Genomic DNA, 25,091 nt, shown 5'->3' with positions numbered 1-25,091 from the left:
TCAAACATCCTCCCTAAGAAGGAACCTCACTCAGGGAAATGGAACCACCCGTGGCCATTTGGGCAATGACGCGTTGTAACTGCGCTAGCGATCGCTCGGCCTCGGTGTAGCGATCCTTCCAGTGTTGAACAGCGGTTTCCTGCTCCCGTGCCTGCTGTGCCTGATGGAGAATTTGCTCTTGGAGTTCGGCAATTTGGGCTTCTAGGTGTTGTAGGCGTTCCTGTTGTTGACTAGTGCGCGCCTCCAGCTCTTGGTTGTAGTGCTGGGTGGTCATATATTGCAGGCGCTGCTGCTGATAGTCCCGTTCCAATTCCTGTAACTTGGTTTGGGTTTTTAGCAGGGTTTTACTCAGTCCCTGAATAACACTGTTTTTGCTGGCCTCTGATCCTTGCGCCTGTTGCAGTGCAGTGATGATCCGTTCTTGGGTTTCAATTAAATGGTTGGCTTGGGTGAGGCGACGGTTGAGATCATCCAGTTGGGTTTGGCGATCGCTCAACTCTGAGCGGGCTTGTTCAAGGCGAGTTTGCAGCAGCGCTTTTTCCTCTTGGACTTGGCGCAGTTGGGATTCAAGGAGTTGATATTCCTGTTCCCGTTGCCGCAGGAGGCGATGGCTATTCACCAATTTAGCCTCGAGGGCATCTTGAGCCTTGAGGAGCCGATCCACCTCCTGATGCAGGTGCTCAATTTCCGTTTGCGATTGCTGAAGAATCGTTTCCAAGGATTGGCGATGGTGGCTCATTTCGGCCAACTCGTGGGCACAGGTGGCTTGGGAGCGCAATTGTTCTTGGAGGGCAACGATCGCCTGTTGTTGAATCTGAGCGGTTTCCTCAGTGCGAGCAAGTAAGTCTTCCAAAAAGGCCTGATTGCGCAGTTGCTGCTTCAGCTCGTTAATATAGTGTTCGCATTGGTCAATAGCCTGCTCTAAATAACGGATGCGCTCTTGGCTACTATCACTCCCTGCAACAGGAGTAGCCGCTAGGGAACCTTCAGCCAGCGGTTCAGAAGGCATCGGATTCCATGGAAAACTGAGTTGCTGGGGCAGCTGTGCTTCCATTGCAGCAGGGGTGAGAATCGTGCCACTCTTCCCTAGTTTAACGGTACAGGGAATTGTCCCTAAACCCGGCTCAAGACAAAAAGGCTCCCCTCATTGCCGCGGGCAATTCGCAGGTCTTCATCTAGGTAGGTAATCTCCAGCCAGCCCTGTTGATCATTGCTGTTGAGGGGCACATCCAGAGCAATCAGGGGTTGACGGCTGTGGAGTTGGGGAATGAACTGGGAGGGAGAATAGTAATTGAGCCACTGACGCAGGCCAACAATGGAGCGTTCAAAGTACACCTGTACCCGCTGTTGGGTCAAGGGTTCAAAGCGCGCCAAGACACTGATAATCCCCTCTAGGAAGGGCAAGCCGTAGAGTTCAGCAATATTGTAGATGCGCTGCTGCTGCGGACGAATGCACTGATAAATTTGCCCCAGCTTGACAATTGGGGAGCGATCTAGAGCAAGCAGCGCCTGACTACTGGTGTAGATGAGTCGCCAATCCCCGGCAAGTTTTTCGAGGGCATTGAGGGGATCGGGGGTGGGATTCATGGTTTCAAGGGAAGCGGCAAGGGCGGCCACCTGTTTGCGATCGCGCGGTGTGGCTAGAATGCCTCGATTCAGGCCAGCGATCGCCATCAATAACTCTGCTTTTGCCACAGTTTACCCCTCCTTGTGCAAGAAACTTTTTCGCCCCAATGGGTTGCGTCAAGACCCCCCTAATTCGAGAATGGGAAAAATCCCCCTCCCATTCAGGTTAGCGAAATGCGGATCGCGCTATTTACCGAGACCTTTCTTCCCAAGATTGATGGCATTGTGACCCGTTTGTGTCAAACCGTCCGACATCTGCAACGGAATGGCCATCAGGTGTTGGTGGTGGCTCCCGAGGGCGGGCTAGACCATTATGAAGGTGCGCAGATCTATGGTGTCTCCGGTTTTCCCCTCCCATTGTATCCTGAACTCAAATTAGCCCTGCCACGACCCGCCATTGGTCAAGCCCTAGAGGCCTTTGCACCCGATCTGATCCATGTGGCGAACCCAGCGGTCTTGGGGGTAGCGGGTCTGTACTATGCGCAGAAATTCCACTTACCTTTGGTCGCTTCCTACCACACCCATTTGCCGCAATACCTGAAGTACTATGGCTTGGGGTTTCTTGAAGAGGTGCTCTGGTCGCTGCTGCGGTTGGCCCATAACCGTGCTCAACTCAACTTGTGTACCTCAACGGCCATGGTGGCAGAACTGAAAGCGCACGGGATTCGCCATCTGGATCTCTGGCAGCGGGGGGTAGATGTGGAGTTGTTTCATCCGCAGCGCCAAAGTCAAGAAATGCGTTACTTTCTCAGCCAAGGGCATCCAGAAGCGCCCCTACTGCTTTACGTCGGTCGCCTCTCTGCGGAAAAGGAAATTGAGCAGATTAAACCCATTCTGGAGCAGATTCCTCAGGCGCGACTGGCACTCGTGGGCAATGGTCCGCATCGGGAAGCCCTTGAACAGCACTTTGCCGGTACCCCCACCCATTTTGTGGGCTATCTGCGGGGGGAACGCTTGGCAGCGGCCTTTGCCTCGGCGGATGTCTTTGTCTTTCCCTCGCGCACGGAAACCCTTGGCTTGGTTCTTTTAGAAGCGATGGCCGCAGGCTGTCCTGTGGTGGCTGCCAACAGTGGGGGGATTCCGGATATTGTCACTGATGGGGTGAATGGGTTTTTGTTTGACCCAGCGGATTCTACAGGAGCGATTACGGCTTGTCAGCGCCTTTTTGACTCGCCGGGCGATCGCGAGACCCTACGCCAAAATGCCCGCCAAGAAGCTGAACGCTGGAGTTGGGCGGCGGCCACCCAGCAACTAGAGCAGTACTACCGATCAGTTTTGCCAGTCCCCCAGCGGGATGTGGCTCTTAGTCATTAACTGAATCCCTGATCCGCTTCCCTGAGTTGCGGCAGATCGAGGGTGGCTTGCTTCCCTTGGAGAACGACGTAAAAGCCACCGAGGCCAAGGGGGTCAATGAGTTGGTGCAGTGATTGATGGCGGTTCAGGGCTTGGAGGAGACTGCCATTCCTCTGCTGTTGCGCCAGTAGGCGATCGCCCAAACCCAAGGCCATGAGAAATAAACTCTGGCGGGTGACATAGAGGGTTTCAAGGCCAAAGTGCTCCCCATAGCGCGTCAAGGCCGTCACATCCACATGAGCCGTAATGTCTTGCTCGCCAACAAAACAGTAGGGATTGTCGTGGCAGCGGTGTTGATAGTAGCACTGCAAGGTACCCTCACAGCGGGCGGGATGATAGTATTGCTGGGCGGGATAACCATAGTCAATGGTGAGAACAAAGCCCCGCTCTAGGTGCTGACTCAGATCCTTGAGCCAGGGGATGAGGTTCAAATTAACCTCGGTACGGTAGCCGTCGCTGTAGCCCTGCTGCTGCGGATTAATGCCAACGGTGGCAAAGTAATCATTAATGGTATGAAGGCGATCGCCACTCAAGGGACGCAAAACCTCTTGAAACTCCCCTTGGGCATTGAGGCTGACGTAAATTTCCTGCCAATTGCTCCCCTGCCATTGCAGCCGATGCACTGGGAATGCATCCACGAGTTCATTGCTAAAAATACAGCCAACGATGGGTTCAGCCGCTGTGCTAGAATCCAGCCAGTGCAGGCGATCGCCCCAAGGAGCCAAGCGTTGCCGTTGGCGTTCCCGTAAAGTGGGGGACTGCTCCTGAATCTGGTACTCCAAGGTGGCAAAGAAATCGGGGTAGGTCGCTTGGCTATAGCCCAAGACCCCAGCCGCAAATTGGCCTTCACCCGCCCCCATCTCCAACAGGGTAAACCGCTGCGGTCGCTCCAAGGCGTGCCACATCTGCACAAAAGCCTCAGTGAGCAGTTCCGCAAAATCCCTCGTCAGACTACTGGACGTGATAAAGTCGCCGCGCCGACCAATCTGCATTTGCGGACGGTTGTAGTAGCCCCACTGCGGTGCATAGAGAGCTAAGGCCATAAACTCACAGAAGGAAATGGCGCCCGCTGCCCTGATGCGTTCCTGAAGGTCGGCCAATAGCTGAGTGCCCTTTGGCATCAATCATCCACTCCGGCAATGGGGGCAAACCCTTGGCGCTGCACATTCTCGGTAATGACACGCGGTTCCAGAAATTGCAGCAGGTAATCGCGGCCACCCGCTTTGGAACCAATCCCTGAGAGCTTAAAGCCACCAAAGGGCTGCCGATCCACGATCGCCCCCGTAATCCCACGGTTGATGTACAGGTTCCCTACGGCAAATTGGGCTTTGGCCTGCTGAATATGGGACGGCGTCCGCGAATAGAGCCCCCCCGTCAGGGCATAGGCCGTGGCATTGGCAATTTCAAGGGCTTGGCTGAAGGTTTCTGCCCGCAGTACCGCTAGCACCGGGCCAAAAATTTCCTCTTGGGCGATCGTGGCGGTGGGGGGGACGTTGGTAAAGATGGTAGGAGAGACAAAATACCCCACCTCCGGTACCGGTACACTCAAGGTCAGTTCCGCTTCCCGCTGTCCCTTGGCAATGTATTCCTGAATGCGATCGCGGGCGGCTGCGGTCACCACCGGTCCGACACGGGTACTGGGCAAATGGGCAGGCCCAATATTGAGGGACTTGGTGGCCTCCACTAAGCGCTGCACAAAGGGTTGATAGATGGACTCGAGGACAATCACCCGTGAACAGGCGGAGCATTTTTGGCCGCTGTAGCCAAAGGCTGATTGCACCACCCCCGCCACTGCCTGATCTAAGTCGGCACTTTCGTCAATGATAATGGCGTTTTTGCCCCCCATCTCGGCAATCACCCGTTTGATGTGGGTTTGTCCCCGCTGCAACACCGCTGCCTCAGCAATAATGCGGCAGCCCACCTCTTGGGAGCCAGTAAAGGCAATGAGATGCACATCGGGATGTTTGGTGAGGTAGGGGCCAATCACGGAGCCACGGCCGGGGAGAAACTGAAACACCCCGCGGGGAAAACCAGCGGCAATGAGAATTTCAGCCAGCTTCGCTGCAACCACAGCCGCCGGATCCGCGGGCTTGAGGATGGTACAGTTGCCTGTGACTAAGGCGGCCACGGTCATACCGGTGGGAATCGCTAGGGGAAAGTTCCAAGGGGAAATGACGACTGCAATGCCGCGACCTTGGTAGTGGTAATGGTTGGTTTCGCCGGGAAAGTTGCGGTCATAGCCGCTGCTGAGGCGCTCCATTTCATCAGCGTAGTAGCGGCAAAAATCAACAGCTTCGGAGACTTCAGCATCCCCTTCCGCCACCACCTTGCCCACTTCGTAGCACATCCAAGCCACCAGTTCATGGCGTTGTGCCTCGAGGAGATCCGCTGCCCGCCGGAGCAGGATGGCCCGTTCGGCTACGGGAGTCTGTTGCCACTGCGCTTGAGCAGCTTTGGCAGCCCGGATTGCATGCTCGGCATCCTCAATGGTGGCCAAGCCAACGCGACCGACAACTTCTTCGGGCTGTGAGGGGTTGAGGGACTCACTGTATTCGAGGGTATTGACGCGATCGCTATTGATGATGGGGGTATAGGTTTGCCCTAGTTGGCGATGGACATGAATTAAGGCCGCTTGAATCGCTTCCCGCTGGCTGGCGCGGGCATAGTCGCTATTGGCAGCATTGAGAAAGGTTGAGGTCTTGCCCGTGGTCAGATGAACGTTCACTGCCCTAAAGTCTGCCGTTGGTTCTGGCGGTGCCAAGAGTGCGTCAATATTTACCGCTCCCAATTGTTGGCGCAAAAAGGAACTATTGGCCGTATTTTCCAAGAGCCGCCGAATCAGGTAGGCCATCCCCGGAATCAGCTCACCGTAGGGACAATAGACCCGCACCGTCTGCCCCGCTTCCACAAGAGCCTTGGCAAGTTTATCGGCCATACCATAGAGAACTTGGCATTCCATGGCCGTGGGCGGAATGTGCTGATGTTGGGCGATCGCGATCGCCCGCGCTTGGGAACGAACATTATGACTCGCAACTGCTGTGCGCAAAAGCGTGTGGTGACTCAGGAGCAGTTCAATCACCCGCTCAAAGTTGGCATCGGTATCTTGCTTGTGTTGATAGACGGGCAATGGCCAGTCATTTTGTACCGCCTTAATGAGTTCTTGATCCCAGTAGGCGCCCTTGACCACCCGCACCGTGATTGGTGTCCCCCGCTGTTGCACCCAAGTAATCAGGTCTTGGGCATCTTGGTAGCTATCCCGCAAATAGGCTTGTAGTGTCAGCCCGACATCGGCGCGATCGCGAAACTCTGGCTCTAGCAAAATGTCCTTCAAGATTGCGAGGGTAATGTCTTTGTAGGCGTACTGCTCCATGTCAAAGTGCACCGCCACCCCCAATTCTTGGGCACGATGCAACAACCGCCGAATCGGTTCCCCTACCTTGGCACGGCAGCCAGACACATCCAAAGGATCAAACTGCGAGTAGAAGGCCGTCAGCTTCACGGAGACTTGGACTGGATTCACCCCTTCCCGCTGACCCAAGGGGCTGAGTTGCTGCATCAAGTCAAGGTAGCGATCGCAATACTGCTGTGCCTCTGCCTCCGTAATCACCGCCTCCCCAAGAATATCCATCGTCACCAACATGCCCTGCTTGCGTAGGCGGCCAATGGTTTTCAGCACCTGCTCGGTAGTTTCACCAGCAATGTACTTGTGGGCAAGGGCTTGAACGGCTGTTGTGAAGGTGGTTGCCGCTGCTTGGGCGGGCAGGGAATCCGGCTGAGCAAAGTTCAAGAGTTTTTTTAGGCCTTCCGGCAACTCCACACTGGGGTCACTGAGGTACTCCTGCAAGTGGCGTGCCACCTCGGCTTTACTGCGCAGACTCGGCAGGCAGTCAATGAGGCGAAAGAGTTGCACCCGTAGCCCCGGATGTTCCATCGCCCAGCTGAGGAGTTTATCTTCAATGCGCATTTGCTCCCGCAGTTGACTGAAAAAGTTGCGGGACTCTTGACTAGCCGCCCACAGTTGACGGGCGATCGCGATCGTTTGTGCTTCGTAAAGACCAGTCATGAAGAATCTTGGGTGAGGAGCAGTCTTCCCTATTTTCCCACGCCCTCTCAAGCAAACTAAAGTAAACAACTAAATTCTCAGCGCGGACGAATAAATCGGCGGTTGGCTCGCACCAAGCAAATGCGATCCTCGTCACCAATGGAGACCTTCAGCCAAGGCAAACCGCGACTATCGGTAATCGTGGCAAAGCCTGCGGGTGTGATATTGGCTCTTAAAACAGTGCCTGTGGGAAAGCGGCGCACCACCGGCCAGCGCATAATCGCCAGCTCCCAGCCTAGCGAGCAAATCTGCGTTGTGGAATAGCGAAAATCTAAAGAAGAAGTATGTACAGTGGTTGGGGACGTTTTTATCTGCCTGTCTGAGTGAAAACCAATCAAACCATCTGATGGCCTTAGCACCTCAACAACCCTCTCTCTACGCCAGTGTGCTTGTGGACTGTCCGGCGGCAAGCGAGGCTTACACTTACCAAGTTCCTGCGGGTTGGTGTCTTCAAGGGGGCGAGGTGGTGGAAGTACCCTTTGGCTCCCAAGTGGTGCGGGGGATTGTCCTCGAGGTACTGGAAACTGTACCGCCATCAGTTGAGCCACAACGCTTGCGATCGCTCCTTGAAATTGTTGACCAGCAGCTTTTTCCCAAGGACTATTGGGCGTTGTTAGAACAAATTGCCACCTACTACTGCACGCCTTTAATTCAAGTGGTGCGCACTGCTCTACCGCCAGGGGTCTTGGGGCGATCGCAACGGCGGGTGCGCCTGCGGCCACAACAGGGGATTCCCCCCCTGTCAGAACAAGGGCAACATCTGCTGCGCTTTCTCCAGACCAAAGGGAGTGGGGACTACAGTGTGCGCTACCTCCAGCAACAGCTTCCCAAGGCTCAGCGTGCCCTCAAAGAACTCGAACGCCTTGGCTGGGTGGAAACCTACTTAGCGGCACCCGCCAGTCAACAGCCAAAACAGCAACAGGCGGTGGTACTCCTCAATAGTGAAGGGGAGACCTTAACCCAGCGGCAGCGCCAAATCCTCCGCTATTTGCAGCAACAGGGTCGCGATTGCTGGCTGCAAGAGGTACTCAAGGCTACTGGCACCACCGCCCAAACGCTCCATCGCCTTGCTGCCAAGGGATACATTGCCATTGTCGAGCAGCAGCATTGCCGCATTGAACAGGGGGTAACGGTGACATCGGATCGGCCAAAAGCCCTCACCCCTGCCCAAGCCACTGCCCTGCAAGCCATTTCCGAACACCTAGACTGTGCCCAAACCTTTCTCCTGCACGGGGTCACTGGGTCTGGCAAAACGGAAGTCTATCTGCAAGCAATTGCTGAGTGCCTAGGGCGAGGGCGATCGGCCCTACTGCTGGTACCGGAGATTGGCTTGACACCGCAATTAACGGATCGAGTGCGAGCACGCTTTGGTGAACGCTTGCTGGTGTATCACAGTGGTCTCAGTGAGGGGGAGCGCTACGATACTTGGCGACTGACGCTGATGCCGCAGCCACGGGTAATCATTGGCACGCGATCGGCGGTTCTGCTGCCTTTGGTGGGCTTGGGTTTGATCATTCTCGATGAAGAGCACGACAGTGGTTACAAACAGGATCAACCTCAGCCTTGTTACCATGCCCGTACCGTTGCCCAATGGCGATCGCGCCAGCAACGGTGTCCCCTGATTTTGGGCACTGCTACCCCTGCCCTCAGCACTTGGCAAGCCGCCCAAACAGGACAGATTCAGCTTCTTTCTTTACCCCAGCGCATTCATGCCACCCCCCTACCCCCCATCACCATCGTGGATATGCGCCAAGAATTACACCGGGGCAACCGTTCCATGCTCAGTTACCTTCTCCAGGAGGCCCTTGGCAACCTACAGAGCCGGCAGGCAATTCTCTTTGTGCCGCGGCGCGGTCACAGCACCTTTTTTTCCTGCCGCAGTTGTGGCACAGTGATGTACTGTCCCCATTGCAGCGTGTCTCTCACTGGGCACCTCTTTAACGATAAAATGGAAGTGCTGCGTTGTCATTATTGCAACTACACCCAAGCTGTGCCCGAACGCTGCCCTAATTGTGGCTCTCCCTATCTCAAGCCCTTTGGTGGCGGGACGCAGCGGGTGGTGAGTGAACTGAATCGCCTCTTTCCACAGCTGCGAGTACTGCGTTTTGACAGTGATACCACCCAACGCAAGGGCGCCCATCGCCAGTTATTGACTCAATTTGCCGCCGGCGCAGCCGATGTGATGGTGGGGACGCAAATGCTGACGAAGGGCATTGATCTACCCCAGGTGGCGCTGGTGGGCATTCTGGCAGCCGATAGCCTCCTGCACTTACCGGATTATCAGGCGGCAGAACGAACCTTTCAACTCCTCACCCAAGTGGCCGGACGATCGGGGCGGGGTGCCCACGCCGGTAAAGTTATTCTTCAAACCTATGTACCCGAACACCCCGTGATTACAGCGGTCAAAGCCTATGACTGGGACACCTTTGCCACACAGGAGCTAAGTAGCCGTGCCCCCTTGGGCTATCCCCCCTATGCCCAACTCATCCTTCTGCGCTTGAGTAGTCCCGATCCTGAGGACGTGGCCGCAACGGCTCAGGCGATCGCCCAACAGCTCCAAACGTTAGCCCCAGTTTCTCAGGGAGAATGGGAAGTGCTTGGCCCCGCCCCCGCGGCGATTGCCAAAATTGCTGGCCGCTACCGCTGGCAAATTTTACTCAAGGGCAAACTAGAACGAGTTTCTAACCTCAGCCCAGCCCTCATGCACCTCAAGGCGCAGTGTCCCCGCTCAACCCGCCTCAGTATTGATGTTGACCCCCTGAACTTTCTCTAGGGGGGCTTCAGTAAACCACCACAGTGCTGTGACCGGCACGACCCCCAAAACAAATCCCAAGGTTGCCGGAATCCAAAAACGTTGATCCAAGGACGTGAGGGTAATCATCGCTCCAAAGGCAAAATTCACCAGATACACCACCAAGGGGGTAATGAGTTGCCCACGGTTCACCACCATTGGCTTTGGCCACCAAGTGATCATCGCCAGCCCCATAAACACGGCTCCTGTGCCCGTCCATCCCAGAATGTTGCGGTAGGGCATACCAAAGAATTCACCGACATCCTGAAATTGCCAAAAAGGAATGGCAGTTTGACTCATGGCCGGATCAAGGACAAAATCCCAAGCGGTTAAAAAGATTGCTCCCAAGCCCACGGTGATCAGGGCTGCCCCCCAGCCCACGCCTTTGCCTTCCCGCAGCGGACGACTGATGAAGCCACTGTAGGCCAAAAGAAACGTAACTAGCCCCATATAAAACCAGGAGAGGGGAATCGTGAAGGGCACCAGCCCAGCAATTTTGTACCCCAAACCACTGAGGTAACCATAATGGCCAAAGGGAAAGCCGGTACTCGTCCCCAACAGTTCACTGGTAAGGGAAATGCCCACCGCTGGCAGTAAAAAGCCAAGGAGTTTGCCAAGGCCAAAGTTGCGATAGGTGTGAAGGGCGATCGCCAGTGCACCGAGGACAATATAAACGACACCCCCACTCCCCATGCTCCATTGAAAAAGCTGCTGACCCCAGGCGGGCAATGCCAGAATAAACTCGGGATGGGGTACGACGAGGAGCAACCCCGCTAAGCCAAAGGCCATCGCCACAATGTGGCCAACTAGGCACACCTGCTCCGCAACGAAAAGCGCGTTCTTGGGTTTCATAGGGGCAATCTCAAAGGGGCAATCCTTTACAAATGTTAATATGTTAATGTACCACTGTTCCCACTGTCGTCTATCCACCTCAAAAAGGCAGTTGGATTTCACCAAGGGCATCATAGATTGCCAACAATCCTGCCCCCAAGCCAGCACTCAGCGTTAGCCCCCAACTCCAAACCGCCCCTTCAGAAAATTGCGGATGACGCTGAAGCACTTGCCCATAGCCCCGTAAGCGCATTGCCAGATAGATCTGCTGTGCCCGTTCCTCGGCGCGAATGAGAAAGATACCAATCACCTGTGCCCACGGGCGAAGGCGGCGCCAACTCAAGCGAAATCCCCGCAGAAAGAGTGCCTGCTGCATTTGTGTCAACTGACTCTCTAGCTCAAAGAGATAGCGATGGGTCAAAGCCAACGTATCCACCAACAAGGGCGGTAGCCCCCACCAGCGACAGACCTGCACCCATTCGCTAAACGTCAAGCTTTCTAGCAACACCACGCCAAGGGCAAGACACAAGACCAAGCGCCATGTGAGGAGCAGTGCGATCGGCCACGCAGTAACCGCCAACAGTAACCACAGTCCCAGAAAAAAGAGCCCCATCTGCTGCAGACGTTTGCCCAAGCGCTGCCAAGGGACATGGCTCAGGAGATAGAGGAGCGCCACAAGCAAGGTCGCGATCGCCAGACTTTCCCACCGCCGCAAGCTACTAATGCAAAAAATCCACAGGAGAATCGCCATCACCCGTGCCGGTGGCGACCAGCAGTGAAAGCTCAAGGGTTATGCCCTAGTTAATGTGTTGACTCCGCAAAAAGCGATCAATATCGTTATTAGCACCAATCACCACCATAATGTCCCCTTTATTGAGCTTCTGGTTGGGACTGGGATTGATCTCAAACTTATCATCAAAGCGCAGGGCAATTAAATTGAGGCCATAGCGACTGCGCAGTTCCACCTCGGCAACTGTGCGATTGTGAAATGCCTCAGGCACTTTGACTTCGACAATACTTTTTTCGGGGTCAAGGTCGAACCAATCGAGAATCGCTGGGCGGGTGAGCGATCGCGCCAGTTCACAACCCGCCTCATACTCTGGAAAGATCACCCGATCTGCCCCCACTCGCTCTAGGAGTTTTTTATGAATCTCTGAGGAAGCCTTGGCAATGACATTGGGCACGCCTGCCTCCTTTAGGTTCAATGTGGTGATAATACTGGCGTCGAGATGGTTGCCAATGGCCACAATTACCGTTTCAAACTCAAAGAGACCCGCCTCCTTCAGGGCTTGGGGATCCGTGGAATCCAGTTGAATCGCATGATCCACAATGTGATCCTGAAGCACTTGATTCACCAATCGCTCTTGGTTATCACTGCCGAGCACCTCATAGCCCATGCCGTGCAGGGTCTCGCACACCCCCCGGCCAAACCGCCCTAGGCCAATCACTGCATACTGCTGCGAGATCTTGACCCCCCGCCCGCGAAAGAGCATTGCTCCAAAATCCACCATTCCTGAGTTTCCTATTGGCTTTGCGATGCCGATGACGACCCTTTTCTAACATATGGGATACATAGGGGGGATGCAATCTAGCAATTAAATTTTTGGCCGTATTCGATCGCTGTGAAAAGGGCTGTAATTGATAATGCCCTTAAGGAGTGGACGCTGAGCCGCCTGAATGGGTCAGTTCTTGGAGTCGCTGACGAATGTGTGCAGCACTGGCACGGGGAGAAAAGCGCGGTACGGGAAGCACTTGCGTTCCAATCACTAGGTAGAGAACAGGAATCTCGTATTGATAGGCTTGCCACCAATCATCGCGGCTGGTGATGTCGCGTACCTCAAGGGTAAATTCCTTCAGAGTGGCCAGCTTCTCTTGTAGTCCTTCACAGAGGTGACAGCCGGGCTTGCTATAGAGAATCAGATGGGTCACGGTTGCGGTGCAGAAACGAGGGGGGTATCGCCAATATGACGGTGATCCCGCAGGCCAAAAATGGCTTCTGCATGGCGGTAGTGCTTAATCTCAATCAGGTTGTGGAAGGGGTCTGCGAGAAAGAACGTTTGGTGCTCTAGGGGGGTATTGGCAAAGCGGGTACGCGGTGGCTGGTAAAAGTCAAGTCCCTTCTTGATCACGCGATCGCAGAGGTTTTGCCAATCGGCCTGGGCCAAGAAAATCAAGCCAAAGTGGCGCGGATAAATGCTCTTGGGTGGGGTTAAGGGTTCATCCGTGACGTGAGCCACCAGTTGATGGCCATAGAGCTTCATGATCAGGCAGTGGGGATTTTCGCGCCCCGGTTCACAGCCCAACCCATCAATGTAGTAGGCCTTGGTGTCCGCCAAATTACTGACAGGAAAGGCAAGGTGAAATAAAACGGGAGCGATCGCCAACTGAGCCATAGATTTCTCTCGAACTGAAAATGGCTAAATTAGCCGCTATTTTAGCAGGAGAACCGGCTCTCGGTCTGCTTCCCAAGTCGAGTCAAGTATCAATCCCCAGTATTGTTGTTTATCGGCAACGGAATGGGTAGCACGGGTAGGGGTAATAGGGGTAGTAGGGGGGCGGGTAAATTACGGGGCGAGGTGGATAGGGCACTGGCACAATAATGTACGTTTGAGATTGCCCCGGCGGACGGTAAATGACAGGATTGTAGGGACTGTACTGCGGTGTCCGCGGCCGCCCAAAGGACTCTAGCCCTGGGAAGAAGACATCAACTCCCGGCTGATTAGGAAAGAGAGGATAGGCGGCACGACTGGGGGGAGCGATCGCCACCAGCGTAGCTAAGCTACTGATGGCCAACGGCAGGAAGCGTAACATAGAAGCCTCCAAGGAGAGAGTGATCCTCTGATTCCGACGCTGCGGTGCCTAGGGAAGTTCCCGTAGAACACGACTCAAAATATCCACCATTTGATCAATGTGCGATTGCTCCACAATCAGCGGTGGTGAGAGGGCAATAATATCCCCCGTGACACGAATCAGTAGTCCCGCTTCAAAGGCACGACAGAGGGCATCATAGCCCCGTGCCCCTCCTTGCCCCTCCCGTGGCGCCAATTCAATCCCTGCCACCAAGCCCAAGTTGCGAATATCAATGACATGGGGCAGACCCCGTAGGCTGTGGATGGCCTCCTGCCAATAGGGCGCAAGGGAAGCCGCCCGCTCAAATAGGGCTTCTTTCTCGTAGATCTCTAGGGTTGCCAAGGCGGCCGCACAGGCAAGGGGATGTCCCGAATAGGTGTAGCCATGGAAAAACTCAATTTGCCCCGCGGGGCCTTGCATGAAGGTGTCGTAAATCTCATCGCGGACAATCACCGCTCCCATGGGTACAGCGGCATTGGTTAGACCCTTGGCAACCGTGATGAGGTCTGGAGTCACACCAAAGTACTGACTGGCAAAGGGGGCACCGAGACGGCCAAAACCCGTAATTACCTCATCAAAGATCAGCAAAATGCCGTGGCGATCGCAAATGGCACGCAGGCGTTCCAAGTACCCCTGGGGCGGAATCAATACCCCCGTCGAACCCGCAAGGGGTTCAACAATTACCGCTGCGATCGTCGATGCATCATGCAGCGCCACTAAGCGTTCTAGCTCGTCGGCTAAATGTGCTCCCCAAGTGGGTTGTCCCTTGCTGAAGGCATTGTGCTCAAGGTTGTGGGTGTGGGGCAGATGATCCACCCCTGCCAAGAGAGAACCAAAGAACTTGCGATTGGCAGCAATTCCCCCCACTGAAATTCCACCAAAGCCGACCCCGTGATAGCCCCGCTCGCGACCAATGAGCCGTTGCCGTGTCCCCTCTCCCCGCAGCCGATGGTAGGCAAGGGCAATTTTCAAGGCTGTATCCACGGCCTCAGAGCCAGAGTTGGCAAAAAAGACATGGTTGAGGGGGTCAGGGGTCATCGTGCGCAGGCGATCGGCCACCCGAAATGGCCCCGGATGTCCCATCTGAAATGTGGGGGCAAAATCCAGTGTTGCTGCCTGTTGGGCGATCGCCCTCACAATTTCTGGACGGCAGTGGCCGGCATTGACACACCACAACCCGGCGGTGCCATCGAGAATCTCACGGCCATCAATGCTCCTGTAGTACATCCCTGCTGCCGAAACAAGGAGCCGAGGACTTTGCTTAAACTGGCGATTGGCCGTAAAGGGCATCCAAAAGGGGTCGAGATTCAGATCTGCAAGGGTGGGCAGCGTCATCGGACTAAAACTGGTTACTATTGTCAGTGGTGGGCATGAGGCCAATAATATCGCGGTAAGCCGCCACAATGACACAACTACTCCAAGGAATAGTCACCAGCATCCCCACACAGCAGAGGCAAAAGCCCAAGATATTGAAGAAAATGATTGACACGCTGAGAAAAAAGAAGCTCCACCAATCGCGGGAAACTAAGCGGCGGCTGGTTTCTAGTGCCGGCCACACATCAAACCGGTGTTCCACCACCAAAGGCACAGCAAACATATAGGCTACCCCAAAGTAAACCCCGGGCAGCAGCAGGATGGCACCCACCAAGATGAAAACGGGGTTCAGGGCATGCGGCACAGAGGGAAGCTGCTCCAGTAACGCTAGCAGTTGTTCTAAGTCGGCATCGGGTTCCGTTGCTTCAGCCGCCGCCTGCTCTAATATGCTTTGCAAGAAGGGCAACCCCGCAATCACAAATAGAATGCTGGCACTGATCACAAACACATTCGTAATCAAACCGATGATCAAGTTCGTCAAGAAGATGGGCAGAAAGTAGTTGTTTTTGAACGCATTAAAAAAGTCGCTAAATTCGGTTCTTTGGTTGCGGGCAATGCGAAAGCTGAAAAAGTAGTAGCCTGCGGCGAAGAGGCCTGCCAAAATCGTGCTAACAATTGGGCCAGCCCCCGGAATATTGTTGAGCACACCATTGATAATGGTTGTCAGAATGAGAAAACCAATGTAGGCAGCGGGTTGAGTGCTGAAAATTTGCCAGCCCTCATTGAGGTATTGACCAATCCGTACTTGATAGGGGCGGTTGGCGATCGCTTGGGGAGTATGTTCTGACTCACTGTACATAATGGCGGTTCCAAGGGGTTGCCTCTAGCCTAGCGATCGCTTGGGGCTGCGCCAATTGTCAATGTGTCACTTCTTCACCTTTCTAAAACATCGGATATAAGTCTTTCCTGTAATCATTTTCAAAATGTTGAGTGTGTTCAATCCATGGGACAAGACTTGTATTTAAGACTCAATCATGAACTTTTGTACAGGATCGTAACTAGGTTTGGCTATAAAGCCTACAATAGAAGTGTAGGGAAAGCGACGGAGTCCCCTACAACTCTAAACAGCTCCTCACATTTTCTTATTACTTTTTTGCAGTTAATACCTTTAGTATTCACTGTTCAAGACTCAAAGCCTCATGTTTGCAAAAGCGGGGGAAGGAATCTAAGGAACTGTTACAAGTGATTTCATCAATGACTTGAAGGCGGGGGAATTATGTTCAGCATGCAGTTTTGGTGGCAGTCTCTTGTCGCCACGATCGCCTTGAGTTTGTTAGCCGTGTTTTCTTGGACACCTTTGGCTCACAGCCAAACCCATAGCACGCTACAGGTGGGAGCGACGGTCATTAAAACCTGTCAAGTCAGCCGCCCTGCCCAACCGTCAAGCCTGCGCAATGGCAACTACAGTTTGCAGACTGATTGTCTCCAAGCAACGCAAACAACTCCTGTGGGACAAGTGGTACCGTTACCAGTTGAATGGGGACTGGTGGAGGATGCTAACCCCACACTGATGCGGCTAGTCACCTATTAAGCAGCGGGGGACGAAATTTTACCCGCATGGTTGAGGGGCCAATAGCAGGCGATCGCCCGACCAATGACATTCTCAAGGGGCAAAAATCCCCAGATATGGGAGTCATTGCTGTGGTTGCGGTTATCTCCCATAACAAAGAGCATATTCTCTGGCACTGTCACTGGGGAGAGCGTATAAAAGGGTGGCTCAGCAATGTAGGGTTCTTCAAGGGGGCGATCGTTGACCCAAACTTGACCATCATGCACGGCAACCGTATCCCCGGCGGTGGCAATCACTCGTTTAATGAGGGCTTGATCGGCGCGATAACCAAGGGTCTGCAAGAGGGGTGGGGTATAGAAGACAACAATATCCCCCGGTTGAGGCGATCGCTGGCGATAGGTGATCTTTTCCACCACAATGCGATCGCCCGGCCAAAGCGTTGGCTCCATAGATTCTGAGGGAATAAAGCGCGACTCCGCCACAAAAATACGAATCAGTAGCGTGATCAGCACAGCCACCCCAATCAACAGGGCATTATTGCGTAGCGATCGCCAGCGGGAAGGGGAATTCGTTGCCGAAGCAGACATATAAGGGCAGATTTAGAGAAACCACCCTTTTTATGGTACCGGTTTCAGTAGACCGACTGATTACAAAGAGTGTGAATGGATAGCTCTGATTCGCCACTCCCCCCTCTCACAGAAGCCACATTGTGGCAAATTCTCAATGATGAATTGGATGATGCTACGGTCAATCAGCTCCTGTGGCACTGCTTGGGCTATCGCTATGACGCCCACAGTCAAACTTGGCAGAGCGATCGCGTGCCTCCAGAATGGCGACAAGACTATCCCCAACCCCCCGACTTCATTGGCAGCCGCCCCGCCATCGTCAAGCTTACCCGCTCTATTCCCCCTGCCCACAAGCAACTTCTCAAGGAACAGTTGGGCTTTGCTGGCTATGAAATCAAGGAACTCAACCCCCGCCGTACGCGCCGTGCCACTGCGGTCAATTGGCTCCTCAGCTACATGGCCACTCAAGCCGAGGCTGCGGTGAAATAACCTGCGGCCACCTCGATCGCCACTTGGCGGATGGCGCGATAGACTGCGGCCAGTTCTTCATCACTAATGCAGTAGGGGGGCAGGATATAGAGCGTATTGCCCAAAGGTCGCAGCAGCACACCCAACTCAATAAAGCGGCGGCGCAGTTGGGGCACAAGGTCACTAAAGTAGGAGGCCGCCGTCGCCAATTCCATGGCCGCGATCGTGCCACAGGTGCGAAATTGCTTGAGATTGCTGACATCGGCAAGATACTGCTGGTAACACTGCCAATGGCGCGCCTCTAGGCCTTGGTAGGCTTCAGGTTCCGCAAGCAGCAATTGAAATGAAGCCACACTCACCGCACAGGCCAAGGGATTGCCGGTATAGGAATGGCTGTGGAAAAAGGCGCGCGCCGGATCATCGGCATAAAAGGCTTGGTAAATGTCCTCAGTGGCCAATGTGACGGCAATGGGCAAGCAGCCTCCCGATAACCCCTTAGAGAGACAAAGGAGATCGGGTTGTGTCCCCGCTTTCTCACAGGCAAAGAGGGCACCTGTGCGGCCAAACCCCGTCATCACCTCGTCATAGACGACTAACACCCCATAGGCCTTGGCGATCGCAGAAAGGGCTTGCAAAAACGAGGGACGACACATGCGCATTCCCCCTGCCCCCTGTACGAGTGGCTCAATGAAGAGAGCGGCATAGGCATCGGGGTCTGCCTTCAGGGTATCCTCCAGTTGAGCGATCGCCTGTGCTTCCTTGGTCTCCACCTCTGGATCCCCCGCATAGGTTGCTGGGTAGGGCAGGATTGTTAAGGGGGGGAGCAGCGGTTGAAAGGGTTGCCACCACGGGGAACTTTGGCCGACAGCCATTGCCCCAAGGGTATCGCCATGGTACCCGCCGGCAAAGCCAATGAAGCGCGATCGCTGGGGTTGATCTCGCCGCTGCCAATACTGGTAGGCCATCTTCAGCGCCACTTCCACGGCGGTTGAGCCATTGTCGGAAAAAAAGACCCGTTGTAACCCCGCTGGCGTGTGGGCACACAGCAGTTGGGCAAGCTGCTCCGCTGGCTCATGGGTAAAGCCGGCAAAAATGACGTGCTCAAGGGTTTGTGCCTGCTCATAGAGCGCTTTAGCCAGCACAGGATGGCTATGGCCATGGAGCGTCACCCACCAACTGGAAATGGCATCAATAATCTGACGGCCATCGCTCAGTTCAAGGCGAGCACCCTGGGCACGCACCACCTTCAGGGGCGGAGCCGCCGTTTTCATTTGCGTAAAGGGCTGCCAAATGGGGGAGTCAGTCATAGTTGCGATGGGCATCTAAGCGAGCAGCAAGGGTCGTAAAAATATCCTCGGGAATGGGACAGCGGAGCGATCGCGCCAAGCGTTTTTTTTGTTTGGCCACCTTGAGACACTCGGCAGTGGGACACAGATAGGCCGATCGCCCCATCCCCCGATCCAACTGCACCTTTTGATCGGGCCAGCAGCGCACGATTCGCCAAAAGTCCGAGCGATCGGCCAAGCGGCCACAGGACACACAGCGGCGTTGGGGGACAGCCATCATCCCTAACTGGCAACTTGTTCTTCGAGGGCGGCCATGGCCAAGCGATCCTCCTCTTCATAGTTGTATTGGGAGCTATCGCGCACCTCAATTTTCCAGCCCGTTAGGCGAGTTGCCAAGCGCACATTTTGGCCTTCCTTACCAATGGCTTGGGAGACCTTATCCGGTGCCACAAGGACATGGGCAATGCGGGCTTCGGGGTTGATTAGCCGCACATCCTCTACCGGGGCGGGACTGAGGGAATTGGCAATATAGGTGGCTGGATCCGGCGACCAGCGGATCACATCAATTTTTTCCCCCCGCAGTTCATTCACCACTGCTTGAATGCGGGATCCCCGTGCCCCAATACAGGCACCCACCGGATCGACATCCCGCTCTAAGGTATCCACGGCAATTTTGGTGCGGGGGCCGACTTTATGATTCGGGGGATTGGCTTCGCGGGCAATGGCCACAATCCGCACCACTTCATCCTCAATTTCTGGCACCTCATTGGCAAAGAGATAGACCACCAAGCCAGCATCCGCACGGGAAACCTCCAATTGGGGGCCGCGCTGAGGTCCCTCTTTGACGCGCTTGAGATACACCTTGAATGTGGAGTTAGCGCGATAGTTGTCGTTGGGAAGTTGTTCCCGTTTCGGCAGTTCGGCCTCCACTTCCGGTTGGCTAGCATCGCTGCGCACAGCCATAATCACCGATCGCCGCTCAAACCGCAGGACGCGCCCCATGAGTACGGTGCCCTCGAGGTCTTTGAATTCCTCTTGGACGAGGCGACGCTGTTGATCTCGCAATTTCTGCGCCAGCACTTGCTTGGTTTGCATGGCGGCCATGCGACCAAATTCCTGATGGTCAGGGGTCACATCCAACAGCACCGTATCGCCGACACGGGCATCCTGCACCACCTCAATCACATCGGCAAGGGCAATTTCGCGATCGGGGTTCGCCACTGTTTCCGTAATCGTTTTGGTGGCCAAAACGCGGAAGCCCTCCTGCTCGGTGTCTAGTTCCACTTCAAAGTTGGCAAAGTGGTCTTCTTCAAAGTGACTATGATCCGGGCGCAGACTGCGGCGATAGCGTTCGTATCCCTTGAGCAGTGCTTCCTTGAGGGCTTGATGCACTGCGTGCTTGGGCAAATTCCGCTCTTGACTGATTTCATTGATCATGGCCCGTAGGCCGGGTAAGCGATAGATGGTCATCGTCTGTTACAACCTCGTTCATTGAGTAGATCAACTGCTGCTAAGACTCACTGCTGGGGGTGTACAGTTGGACACTGGCAATGAGTGAGCGGGGAATCGCCAGCGATCGCCCCCGTTGATTGAGATAGACATTCACCGCGTCACGGCGAATCAGGTTGCCCTCCCAAAGGGTTTTGCCCCGATGGGGTGCGGTGGTCGTGACCCGTACAGGAAAGCCACGAAAGGCATCAAAGTCGCGATCGCTACTCAAGTAATCCGACAGGCCGGGACTCGACACCTCGAGAACGTAGGCAAACTCCAACTCTGGCAGCCCATCCAAAGCCATCTCCAGTGCCCGACTCAGCCGTTCGCAATCCTCTAAGCTGGTGTCATTCTCAGGATGGCGCACCTCCACCCGTAAAATCGGGGGCGATTGATGGGTCAGCCACTGCACACTCACCAGATCAAGGTGTTCTTGGTCGGCAACCTGCTGGGCAAGGGTTTGCACCACAGGCAAAAGCATCTGTATCTGCATAGGAAATAAAAAAGGCGGGACATTGCCCACCACACCCAAACAATCTCAGAAAATGACAACCCCACTTCCCTAGGGGAAGGAGACTTTTGAACCGTTCACAACAGAACGTTCATGGGTGCTGCCAATACACCACTCTTCGTAGCACTTAGTATAGCAGCTAACAGTGGGCGATCGCCACCCTGACCAACAGACCCGAGACGCTCCTAGCGATCGCTAAAATCGCCATTCGTCAGCTCATCACCGTCGTAGTCCTCTTCTTCTAGCTCCAAATCCTCCAAGACAGGATTCAAGAGCACTGCCATCTCCGCCTCATGGTGGGTGAGCCACTGGCCTTGGGTGCGGAACCAGCGGGGTGGGTTGATGTAGCGAGCATAGTACCATGGGGGAGCAGTGGGCTGGCTAATTTCCGCCTGTACCCGAATCTTCTCACCCGCATAGTAGGCATCTTCGGGCTCCACTTCCAACCATACTTTTTGGCCGATGATTTCTTGGGGGAGCATCATAATGGCAATTCCTCGGGGAACCTCTCCTACAGCCCTTTTCTGGAAGTACTACCCTGTCTCACGTGTGCTTTTACCGTGTTGAGGATATCTCATCCTTAGGAAAAGAACTGTACCTTACCTTAATTCTATTCAGTTGTAGCCGATCTGAGGAAATGTTGCAGTTACTCACCATCGCCCATCGCCAACGAGGGGTAGGGCTGCTGCCGTTTCGGATCCTCGAGCTTTAGGGAAATAAGTCCAGCACAGAGGACAAAGACCATCGAAACCCACAGACAGCCGACAATGCCCCAAATTTGATAGATGAGGCCAGAGAGAACCGTTCCTGCTAGTCGCCCGCCGGAATTGGCCATGTAGTAAAAGCCAACATTCAAGGCCACCTTTTCATCATCGGTGTAGGCCAGCACCAAGTAGGAGTGGACTGCCGAATTCATGGCAAAAATCAAGCCAAAAAGGAGCAAGCCGCCAATAATGACGGCATTGGGATTCCAGTGGCTCATCAAGCCCAAGGCAATGACTGCTGGCACAATCGTCAGTGTAAACGTCCAAAACTGAATAGTGGCGGCTTGGGGAGGGCGACCGCGATTGAGGTATTTCAACAGCAGGGGTGCCGAGGACTGAACACCCCCATAGCCAATGACCCACAGGGCGAGAAAGCCCCCCACTTCATAAAATGACCAGTTGAGAACACTTTGGAGATAGACGGGCAAACCCACCACAAACCAGACATCCCGCGCACCAAAGAGGAAAAAGCGAGCGGCAGAAAGAATATTGATCTCCTTGCTCTTGGAAAAGAGTTGGCGAAATTTGATTTTCTTTTTGATCTGCCCCATCCCCCGTGGCAATAACAAACCGCTGAACAGGATCAAGATAAGCGCGATCGCCATAATCCACAGGGACGCTCTATAGCCCGCCAATGTCAGCAACACACTGCCAACAAAGAAACCCACCCCCTTGAGGGCATTTTTAGAACCCGTCAGAATCGCCACCCACTTAAAGAGCCGTGACTCCGCCTCTTGGGGCACCACTAAGCGAATGGCGCTCTTAGAACTCATCTTTGTCAGGTCTTTGGCCACCCCCGACATCGCCTGTGCCGCCATCACATAGGGCACCGCAAACCACAAGGGCCATTCTTGCGTTAAGGGCGTGAGCATGATCAGCGAGATCACCTGTAAACCAATGCCCGCGTAGAGGGTGACATTCAGCCCTAAACGGGAACCAATCCAGCCACCGAGAAAGTTGGTGACAATGCCAAAAATTTCATAGAAGAGAAAGAGGAAGGCAATTTGCAGCGGTGTGTAACCAATTTGGTTAAAGTAGAGCAGCACTAGCATCCGCAGTGCGCCATCGGTAATCGTGAACCCCCAGTAGGCGAGGGTAACAATCATATAGTTGCGGACACTGGTGGACACAGCCATAGCAGACTCCCTAGGGCAAAGTAGTGGCGACGTGACGAGCTAATTCGGCCATGCGATTGCTGTAGCCCCATTCGTTGTCGTACCACGCGAGAATTTTTACCTGCGTTTCATCCACAACCATTGTGGAGAGGGCATCGACAATACTTGAACGGGGGTCGTTGCAATAGTCAATGGAAACAAGAGGGCGCTCCTCATAACCGAGAATTCCCTTGAGCTGACCGTTTGCCGCCGCTTTCAGGGCTGCATTCACCTCTGTTACACTAGTGGGGCGGCTGACTTCAAAAACACAGTCGGTGAGGGACGCATTCAACAGCGGTACCCGCACGGCTAAGCCATTGAGTTTGCCTTGGAGTTCTGGATAAATCAGCCCAATAGCAGTGGCTGAACCCGTGGTTGTCGGCACAAGAGACATTAGACTAGAGCGGGCACGGCGCAAGTCCTTGTGGGGGGTATCCACCACTGTTTGCGTATTGGTGACATCGTGGATCGTGGTGATCAAGCCGTGGCGAATGCCAAGGGTTTCGTGAATGACCTTAACGACGGGGGCAAGGCAATTTGTCGTACAGGAGGCGGCGGTGAGTAAGTGGTGTTCTTGGGGATTGTAGAGATGGTCATTGACGCCCATGACAATGTTGAGAGCCTGTTCTTTGACGGGGGCGGCAACAATCACTTTTTTCACCCCAACTGCAAAGTAGGCCGCCAGTTGCTCAGCGGTACGGAATTTACCGGAGCACTCTAGGACAATGTCCACCGCGCGCTCTTGCCAAGGTACCTCTGCTGGGGTTTTTGCTTCCGAAAAGGTCAGGATCTGATCGTTGATGGCGATCGCCCCCTCTTTGGCCTGAATGGCTTGGGGCCAGCGGCCATGCACCGAGTCAAACTCTAGTAAATGGGCGGCAGCGGTTGTGCCTCCTTTAATCTCGTTAATGTGGCGAAAGTCGAGTTCAGGCCAACCCCACGCGGCACGCAAAACCAAGCGACCAATGCGGCCAAAGCCATTAATGCCGATGCCAACGCCCATCGTTGCTGCTCCAGCGGGACATCCCTACGTTATTTCAAATAATCTTGAATTGTCAATCAGCAAAAATTCTTTCTGAAAGGAATGCTCTTAAACGTGGGAGCAGGGGGGTTGACTCGGATCTTCCCAACACGGCGGCAGCGTCGGCTCAGGAATCGGCTGGGCAGGGGTACCAAAAACCATTTCGCAACTGTAGTCGCTAAAGTTGGGCGTCATCGTCAAGGGAATGCCAAATCGCTGCCGAAAGAATTGCTCTGTGGGCTTTTTGCACAGGTTGATACAGAGTGCCACGCATTGAGATTCAGCAAGATAGCGGCATTTTTGAATGCGCACGCCACTGTGTTGCCATTGGCGGGGTTGATCGGGGGGAATGACCTCGACCCAGTAGCGATCGCTGGCTCCCACTAACCAGCCCGTGAGGCGGGTGGCAAACCACGCATTCCACTCACAGACCCAACGGGTCGGGCGAAAGAGTGTGCGCACCAAGGTGCTGATGACAGGGGGGACTAACCGATCAAAGACGGTGGCCACGATAGCCTGCTGCTGCACGGGCGATCGCCCCTGCTTCACTTGCCGTGTGATTTCAACAAAGCCAACGTAGTCGAATCGCTGTGGCTCAACCCCAATGACACTAGCGATCGCTCGAATCAACCGAGCCAAGCACCATCGCTCTAGCCAGTTGAGGGACTCAGGCGGCATCGTCAAGCTGATCGAGCACCTCAAGGGCAGCACGGCGAACGATTGGATCCGTTTCCTGTCCCAGTAGCAGATATAGGGCTTCCTGCACTTGGCGACGCTCTGCCCCCTTAGAGATGCGAGCTAATTGGCGAATAGCCACTAGCCGATGCAGGGGTTGCGGATGGGTGAGGTCAGCAAACCACTGGGACACCTGTTGGGTCTGATGCTGCTGTTGCAGTTGCCCCATGAGCGTCCCAAGCAGGGCAATGACGGCCACTAAAAGGATGCCGAGGATCACAAGCGCCACCACGAGCCATGGATCTGCGGTGTGTTGACCCAAATGCAAAAGGGTATAGGTACCCAAACAGGCCAGCAAACCCCCGACCACCGTAAAGGCGAAGGGATGGTGTAGCCATTGGGACATCTGTTGGCGCAGGTCTTGCCATAGGGTCAACAGTCGGCATTGCCAGCGACTGAGGAGAAAAATCGTACCCACACCGCTCAGGGTGGCCACCATCAAGGGGCCATCGGTTTGCCACAGGAGAAGGCCGGCCCCCAGTCCGCCGATGACCAGCAAAAGACGCTCAGACAGCAGATTAAAAACAAAGGATTTCCAGCGCAGCCGTTGCGATCGCGTCGCGTGCCCTTTGGGCAATTGCCTGTGGTGCAGCGGAGTTGAGTGCCGTTGAGGTTGCGGCAATGACCATTTTGCCCAAGAGGTAACCATAGGGTGGGT

Annotated in this window: 27 protein-coding genes; 4 read left to right on the top strand and 23 right to left on the bottom strand. The window is 54.6% G+C overall.

Annotation, left to right across the window (positions count from 1 at the left end; translation table 11 throughout):
- Positions 1 to 13 precede the first annotated feature (13 nt).
- Both RHP47_RS03655 and RHP47_RS03650 read right to left on the bottom strand, forming a co-directional pair.
- Positions 14 to 1,009: a hypothetical protein gene (locus RHP47_RS03655; RefSeq protein ID WP_286668943.1), complete on the bottom strand. Its 996-nt coding sequence runs from the start codon at positions 1,007 to 1,009 to the stop codon at positions 14 to 16.
- Between the two features lie 104 nt (positions 1,010 to 1,113).
- Positions 1,114 to 1,695: a PAP/fibrillin family protein gene (locus RHP47_RS03650; RefSeq protein ID WP_302679857.1), complete on the bottom strand. Its 582-nt coding sequence runs from the start codon at positions 1,693 to 1,695 to the stop codon at positions 1,114 to 1,116.
- 105 nt (positions 1,696 to 1,800) lie between these two features.
- Here RHP47_RS03650 and RHP47_RS03645 point away from each other — a divergent pair, with 105 nt between their 5' ends.
- Positions 1,801 to 2,940, top strand: a complete 1,140-nt coding sequence (locus RHP47_RS03645; RefSeq protein WP_310841065.1) for a glycosyltransferase family 1 protein — start codon at positions 1,801 to 1,803, stop codon at positions 2,938 to 2,940.
- Here the strand turns inward: RHP47_RS03645 and RHP47_RS03640 are convergent.
- The 3 genes from RHP47_RS03640 to RHP47_RS03630 form a co-directional block, all read right to left on the bottom strand.
- The gene (locus RHP47_RS03640; protein WP_310841064.1) at positions 2,937 to 4,100 is read right to left on the bottom strand and encodes a class I SAM-dependent methyltransferase; all 1,164 of its coding nucleotides are present in this window, start codon (positions 4,098 to 4,100) and stop codon (positions 2,937 to 2,939) included. The genes RHP47_RS03645 and RHP47_RS03640 overlap by 4 nt on opposite strands.
- Entirely contained in the window at positions 4,100 to 7,042 is a 2,943-nt protein-coding gene (gene pruA, locus RHP47_RS03635) for an L-glutamate gamma-semialdehyde dehydrogenase (RefSeq protein WP_286626629.1), read from the bottom strand. The genes RHP47_RS03640 and pruA overlap by 1 nt, the downstream gene beginning before the upstream one ends.
- A 77-nt stretch (positions 7,043 to 7,119) precedes the next feature.
- Positions 7,120 to 7,299: a hypothetical protein gene (locus RHP47_RS03630; RefSeq protein ID WP_149818268.1), complete on the bottom strand. Its 180-nt coding sequence runs from the start codon at positions 7,297 to 7,299 to the stop codon at positions 7,120 to 7,122.
- A 128-nt stretch (positions 7,300 to 7,427) separates the two neighbouring features.
- On the opposite strand from RHP47_RS03630, the gene priA reads away from it, so the two are divergent.
- Positions 7,428 to 9,854, top strand: a complete 2,427-nt coding sequence (gene priA, locus RHP47_RS03625) for a primosomal protein N' (protein ID WP_310841063.1) — start codon at positions 7,428 to 7,430, stop codon at positions 9,852 to 9,854.
- Here priA and cruF read toward each other — a convergent pair.
- The 8 genes from cruF to RHP47_RS03585 form a co-directional block, all read right to left on the bottom strand.
- Positions 9,810 to 10,724, bottom strand: coding sequence for a gamma-carotene 1'-hydroxylase CruF (gene cruF, locus RHP47_RS03620; RefSeq protein ID WP_286626625.1), 915 nt, complete (start codon positions 10,722 to 10,724; stop codon positions 9,810 to 9,812). The two genes, priA and cruF, sit on opposite strands and share 45 nt — an antisense overlap.
- A 79-nt stretch (positions 10,725 to 10,803) precedes the next feature.
- Positions 10,804 to 11,490, bottom strand: coding sequence for an energy-coupling factor transporter transmembrane component T (locus RHP47_RS03615; protein WP_310841061.1), 687 nt, complete (start codon positions 11,488 to 11,490; stop codon positions 10,804 to 10,806).
- Positions 11,491 to 11,500: 10 nt separating this feature from the next.
- Positions 11,501 to 12,214 carry a TrkA family potassium uptake protein gene (locus RHP47_RS03610; protein WP_149818262.1) on the bottom strand — a complete coding sequence of 238 codons (714 nt, stop codon included), beginning with the start codon at positions 12,212 to 12,214 and terminating at the stop codon, positions 11,501 to 11,503.
- 139 nt (positions 12,215 to 12,353) lie between these two features.
- Entirely contained in the window at positions 12,354 to 12,632 is a 279-nt protein-coding gene (locus RHP47_RS03605) for a glutaredoxin family protein (protein ID WP_286626622.1), read from the bottom strand.
- Positions 12,629 to 13,096, bottom strand: coding sequence for a VOC family protein (locus tag RHP47_RS03600; protein ID WP_286626621.1), 468 nt, complete (start codon positions 13,094 to 13,096; stop codon positions 12,629 to 12,631). Before RHP47_RS03600 ends, RHP47_RS03605 begins: the two co-directional genes overlap by 4 nt.
- Before the next feature lie 109 nt (positions 13,097 to 13,205).
- A complete protein-coding gene (locus tag RHP47_RS03595; protein WP_310841060.1) occupies positions 13,206 to 13,514 on the bottom strand; it encodes a hypothetical protein in 309 nt (102 codons plus the stop codon).
- A gap of 48 nt (positions 13,515 to 13,562) precedes the next feature.
- Complete coding sequence (locus RHP47_RS03590) at positions 13,563 to 14,888, bottom strand: aspartate aminotransferase family protein (RefSeq protein ID WP_310841058.1); 1,326 nt, start codon at positions 14,886 to 14,888, stop codon at positions 13,563 to 13,565.
- Between the two features lie 4 nt (positions 14,889 to 14,892).
- On the bottom strand, positions 14,893 to 15,726 hold the full coding sequence (locus tag RHP47_RS03585; protein WP_149818252.1) for a DUF975 family protein: 834 nt from the start codon (positions 15,724 to 15,726) through the stop codon (positions 14,893 to 14,895).
- Positions 15,727 to 16,143: 417 nt separating this feature from the next.
- Here RHP47_RS03585 and RHP47_RS03580 point away from each other — a divergent pair, with 417 nt between their 5' ends.
- Positions 16,144 to 16,458: a hypothetical protein gene (locus tag RHP47_RS03580; protein WP_302679847.1), complete on the top strand. Its 315-nt coding sequence runs from the start codon at positions 16,144 to 16,146 to the stop codon at positions 16,456 to 16,458.
- On the opposite strand, the gene lepB is transcribed toward RHP47_RS03580, so the two are convergent.
- The gene (gene lepB, locus RHP47_RS03575; protein WP_286626616.1) at positions 16,455 to 17,024 is read right to left on the bottom strand and encodes a signal peptidase I; all 570 of its coding nucleotides are present in this window, start codon (positions 17,022 to 17,024) and stop codon (positions 16,455 to 16,457) included. The two genes, RHP47_RS03580 and lepB, sit on opposite strands and share 4 nt — an antisense overlap.
- Positions 17,025 to 17,099: 75 nt before the next feature.
- Between lepB and RHP47_RS03570 the strand changes: the two genes are divergently transcribed.
- Complete coding sequence (locus RHP47_RS03570) at positions 17,100 to 17,492, top strand: DUF1823 family protein (protein WP_149818246.1); 393 nt, start codon at positions 17,100 to 17,102, stop codon at positions 17,490 to 17,492.
- On the opposite strand, the gene bioA is transcribed toward RHP47_RS03570, so the two are convergent.
- The 9 genes from bioA to RHP47_RS03525 all read right to left on the bottom strand — a co-directional run bounded on the left by bioA (position 17,468) and on the right by RHP47_RS03525 (position 25,082).
- On the bottom strand, positions 17,468 to 18,778 hold the full coding sequence (gene bioA / locus RHP47_RS03565; protein WP_310841057.1) for an adenosylmethionine--8-amino-7-oxononanoate transaminase: 1,311 nt from the start codon (positions 18,776 to 18,778) through the stop codon (positions 17,468 to 17,470). The genes RHP47_RS03570 and bioA overlap by 25 nt on opposite strands.
- Positions 18,771 to 19,037 (bottom strand): YlxR family protein, encoded by a 267-nt coding sequence (locus tag RHP47_RS03560; protein ID WP_286626612.1) that lies wholly within the window; start codon positions 19,035 to 19,037, stop codon positions 18,771 to 18,773. The genes bioA and RHP47_RS03560 overlap by 8 nt, the downstream gene beginning before the upstream one ends.
- A 2-nt stretch (positions 19,038 to 19,039) precedes the next feature.
- Positions 19,040 to 20,227 carry a transcription termination factor NusA gene (nusA, locus tag RHP47_RS03555; RefSeq protein WP_149818240.1) on the bottom strand — a complete coding sequence of 396 codons (1,188 nt, stop codon included), beginning with the start codon at positions 20,225 to 20,227 and terminating at the stop codon, positions 19,040 to 19,042.
- Between the two features lie 40 nt (positions 20,228 to 20,267).
- Positions 20,268 to 20,729 (bottom strand): ribosome maturation factor RimP, encoded by a 462-nt coding sequence (gene rimP, locus RHP47_RS03550; protein WP_310841056.1) that lies wholly within the window; start codon positions 20,727 to 20,729, stop codon positions 20,268 to 20,270.
- A 215-nt stretch (positions 20,730 to 20,944) separates the two neighbouring features.
- Positions 20,945 to 21,244 carry a hypothetical protein gene (locus tag RHP47_RS03545; RefSeq protein WP_310841054.1) on the bottom strand — a complete coding sequence of 100 codons (300 nt, stop codon included), beginning with the start codon at positions 21,242 to 21,244 and terminating at the stop codon, positions 20,945 to 20,947.
- Between the two features lie 161 nt (positions 21,245 to 21,405).
- Positions 21,406 to 22,659 (bottom strand): organoarsenical effux MFS transporter ArsJ, encoded by a 1,254-nt coding sequence (gene arsJ / locus RHP47_RS03540; protein ID WP_149818233.1) that lies wholly within the window; start codon positions 22,657 to 22,659, stop codon positions 21,406 to 21,408.
- A gap of 10 nt (positions 22,660 to 22,669) precedes the next feature.
- Positions 22,670 to 23,680 carry an ArsJ-associated glyceraldehyde-3-phosphate dehydrogenase gene (locus RHP47_RS03535; protein ID WP_286649883.1) on the bottom strand — a complete coding sequence of 337 codons (1,011 nt, stop codon included), beginning with the start codon at positions 23,678 to 23,680 and terminating at the stop codon, positions 22,670 to 22,672.
- Positions 23,681 to 23,767: 87 nt separating this feature from the next.
- Entirely contained in the window at positions 23,768 to 24,376 is a 609-nt protein-coding gene (locus tag RHP47_RS03530; RefSeq protein ID WP_226972039.1) for a DUF4033 domain-containing protein, read from the bottom strand.
- Positions 24,366 to 25,082, bottom strand: a complete 717-nt coding sequence (locus RHP47_RS03525; RefSeq protein WP_310841052.1) for a hypothetical protein — start codon at positions 25,080 to 25,082, stop codon at positions 24,366 to 24,368. Before RHP47_RS03525 ends, RHP47_RS03530 begins: the two co-directional genes overlap by 11 nt.
- Between the last annotated feature and the right edge of the window lie 9 nt (positions 25,083 to 25,091).

This window comes from Thermosynechococcus sp. QKsg1, from assembly GCF_031586415.1.
Classification (GTDB): domain Bacteria; phylum Cyanobacteriota; class Cyanobacteriia; order Thermosynechococcales; family Thermosynechococcaceae; genus Thermosynechococcus.
The sequence above is the reverse complement of the archived record's forward strand: the minus strand, read 5'-3'. Positions and strand labels throughout refer to the sequence as shown.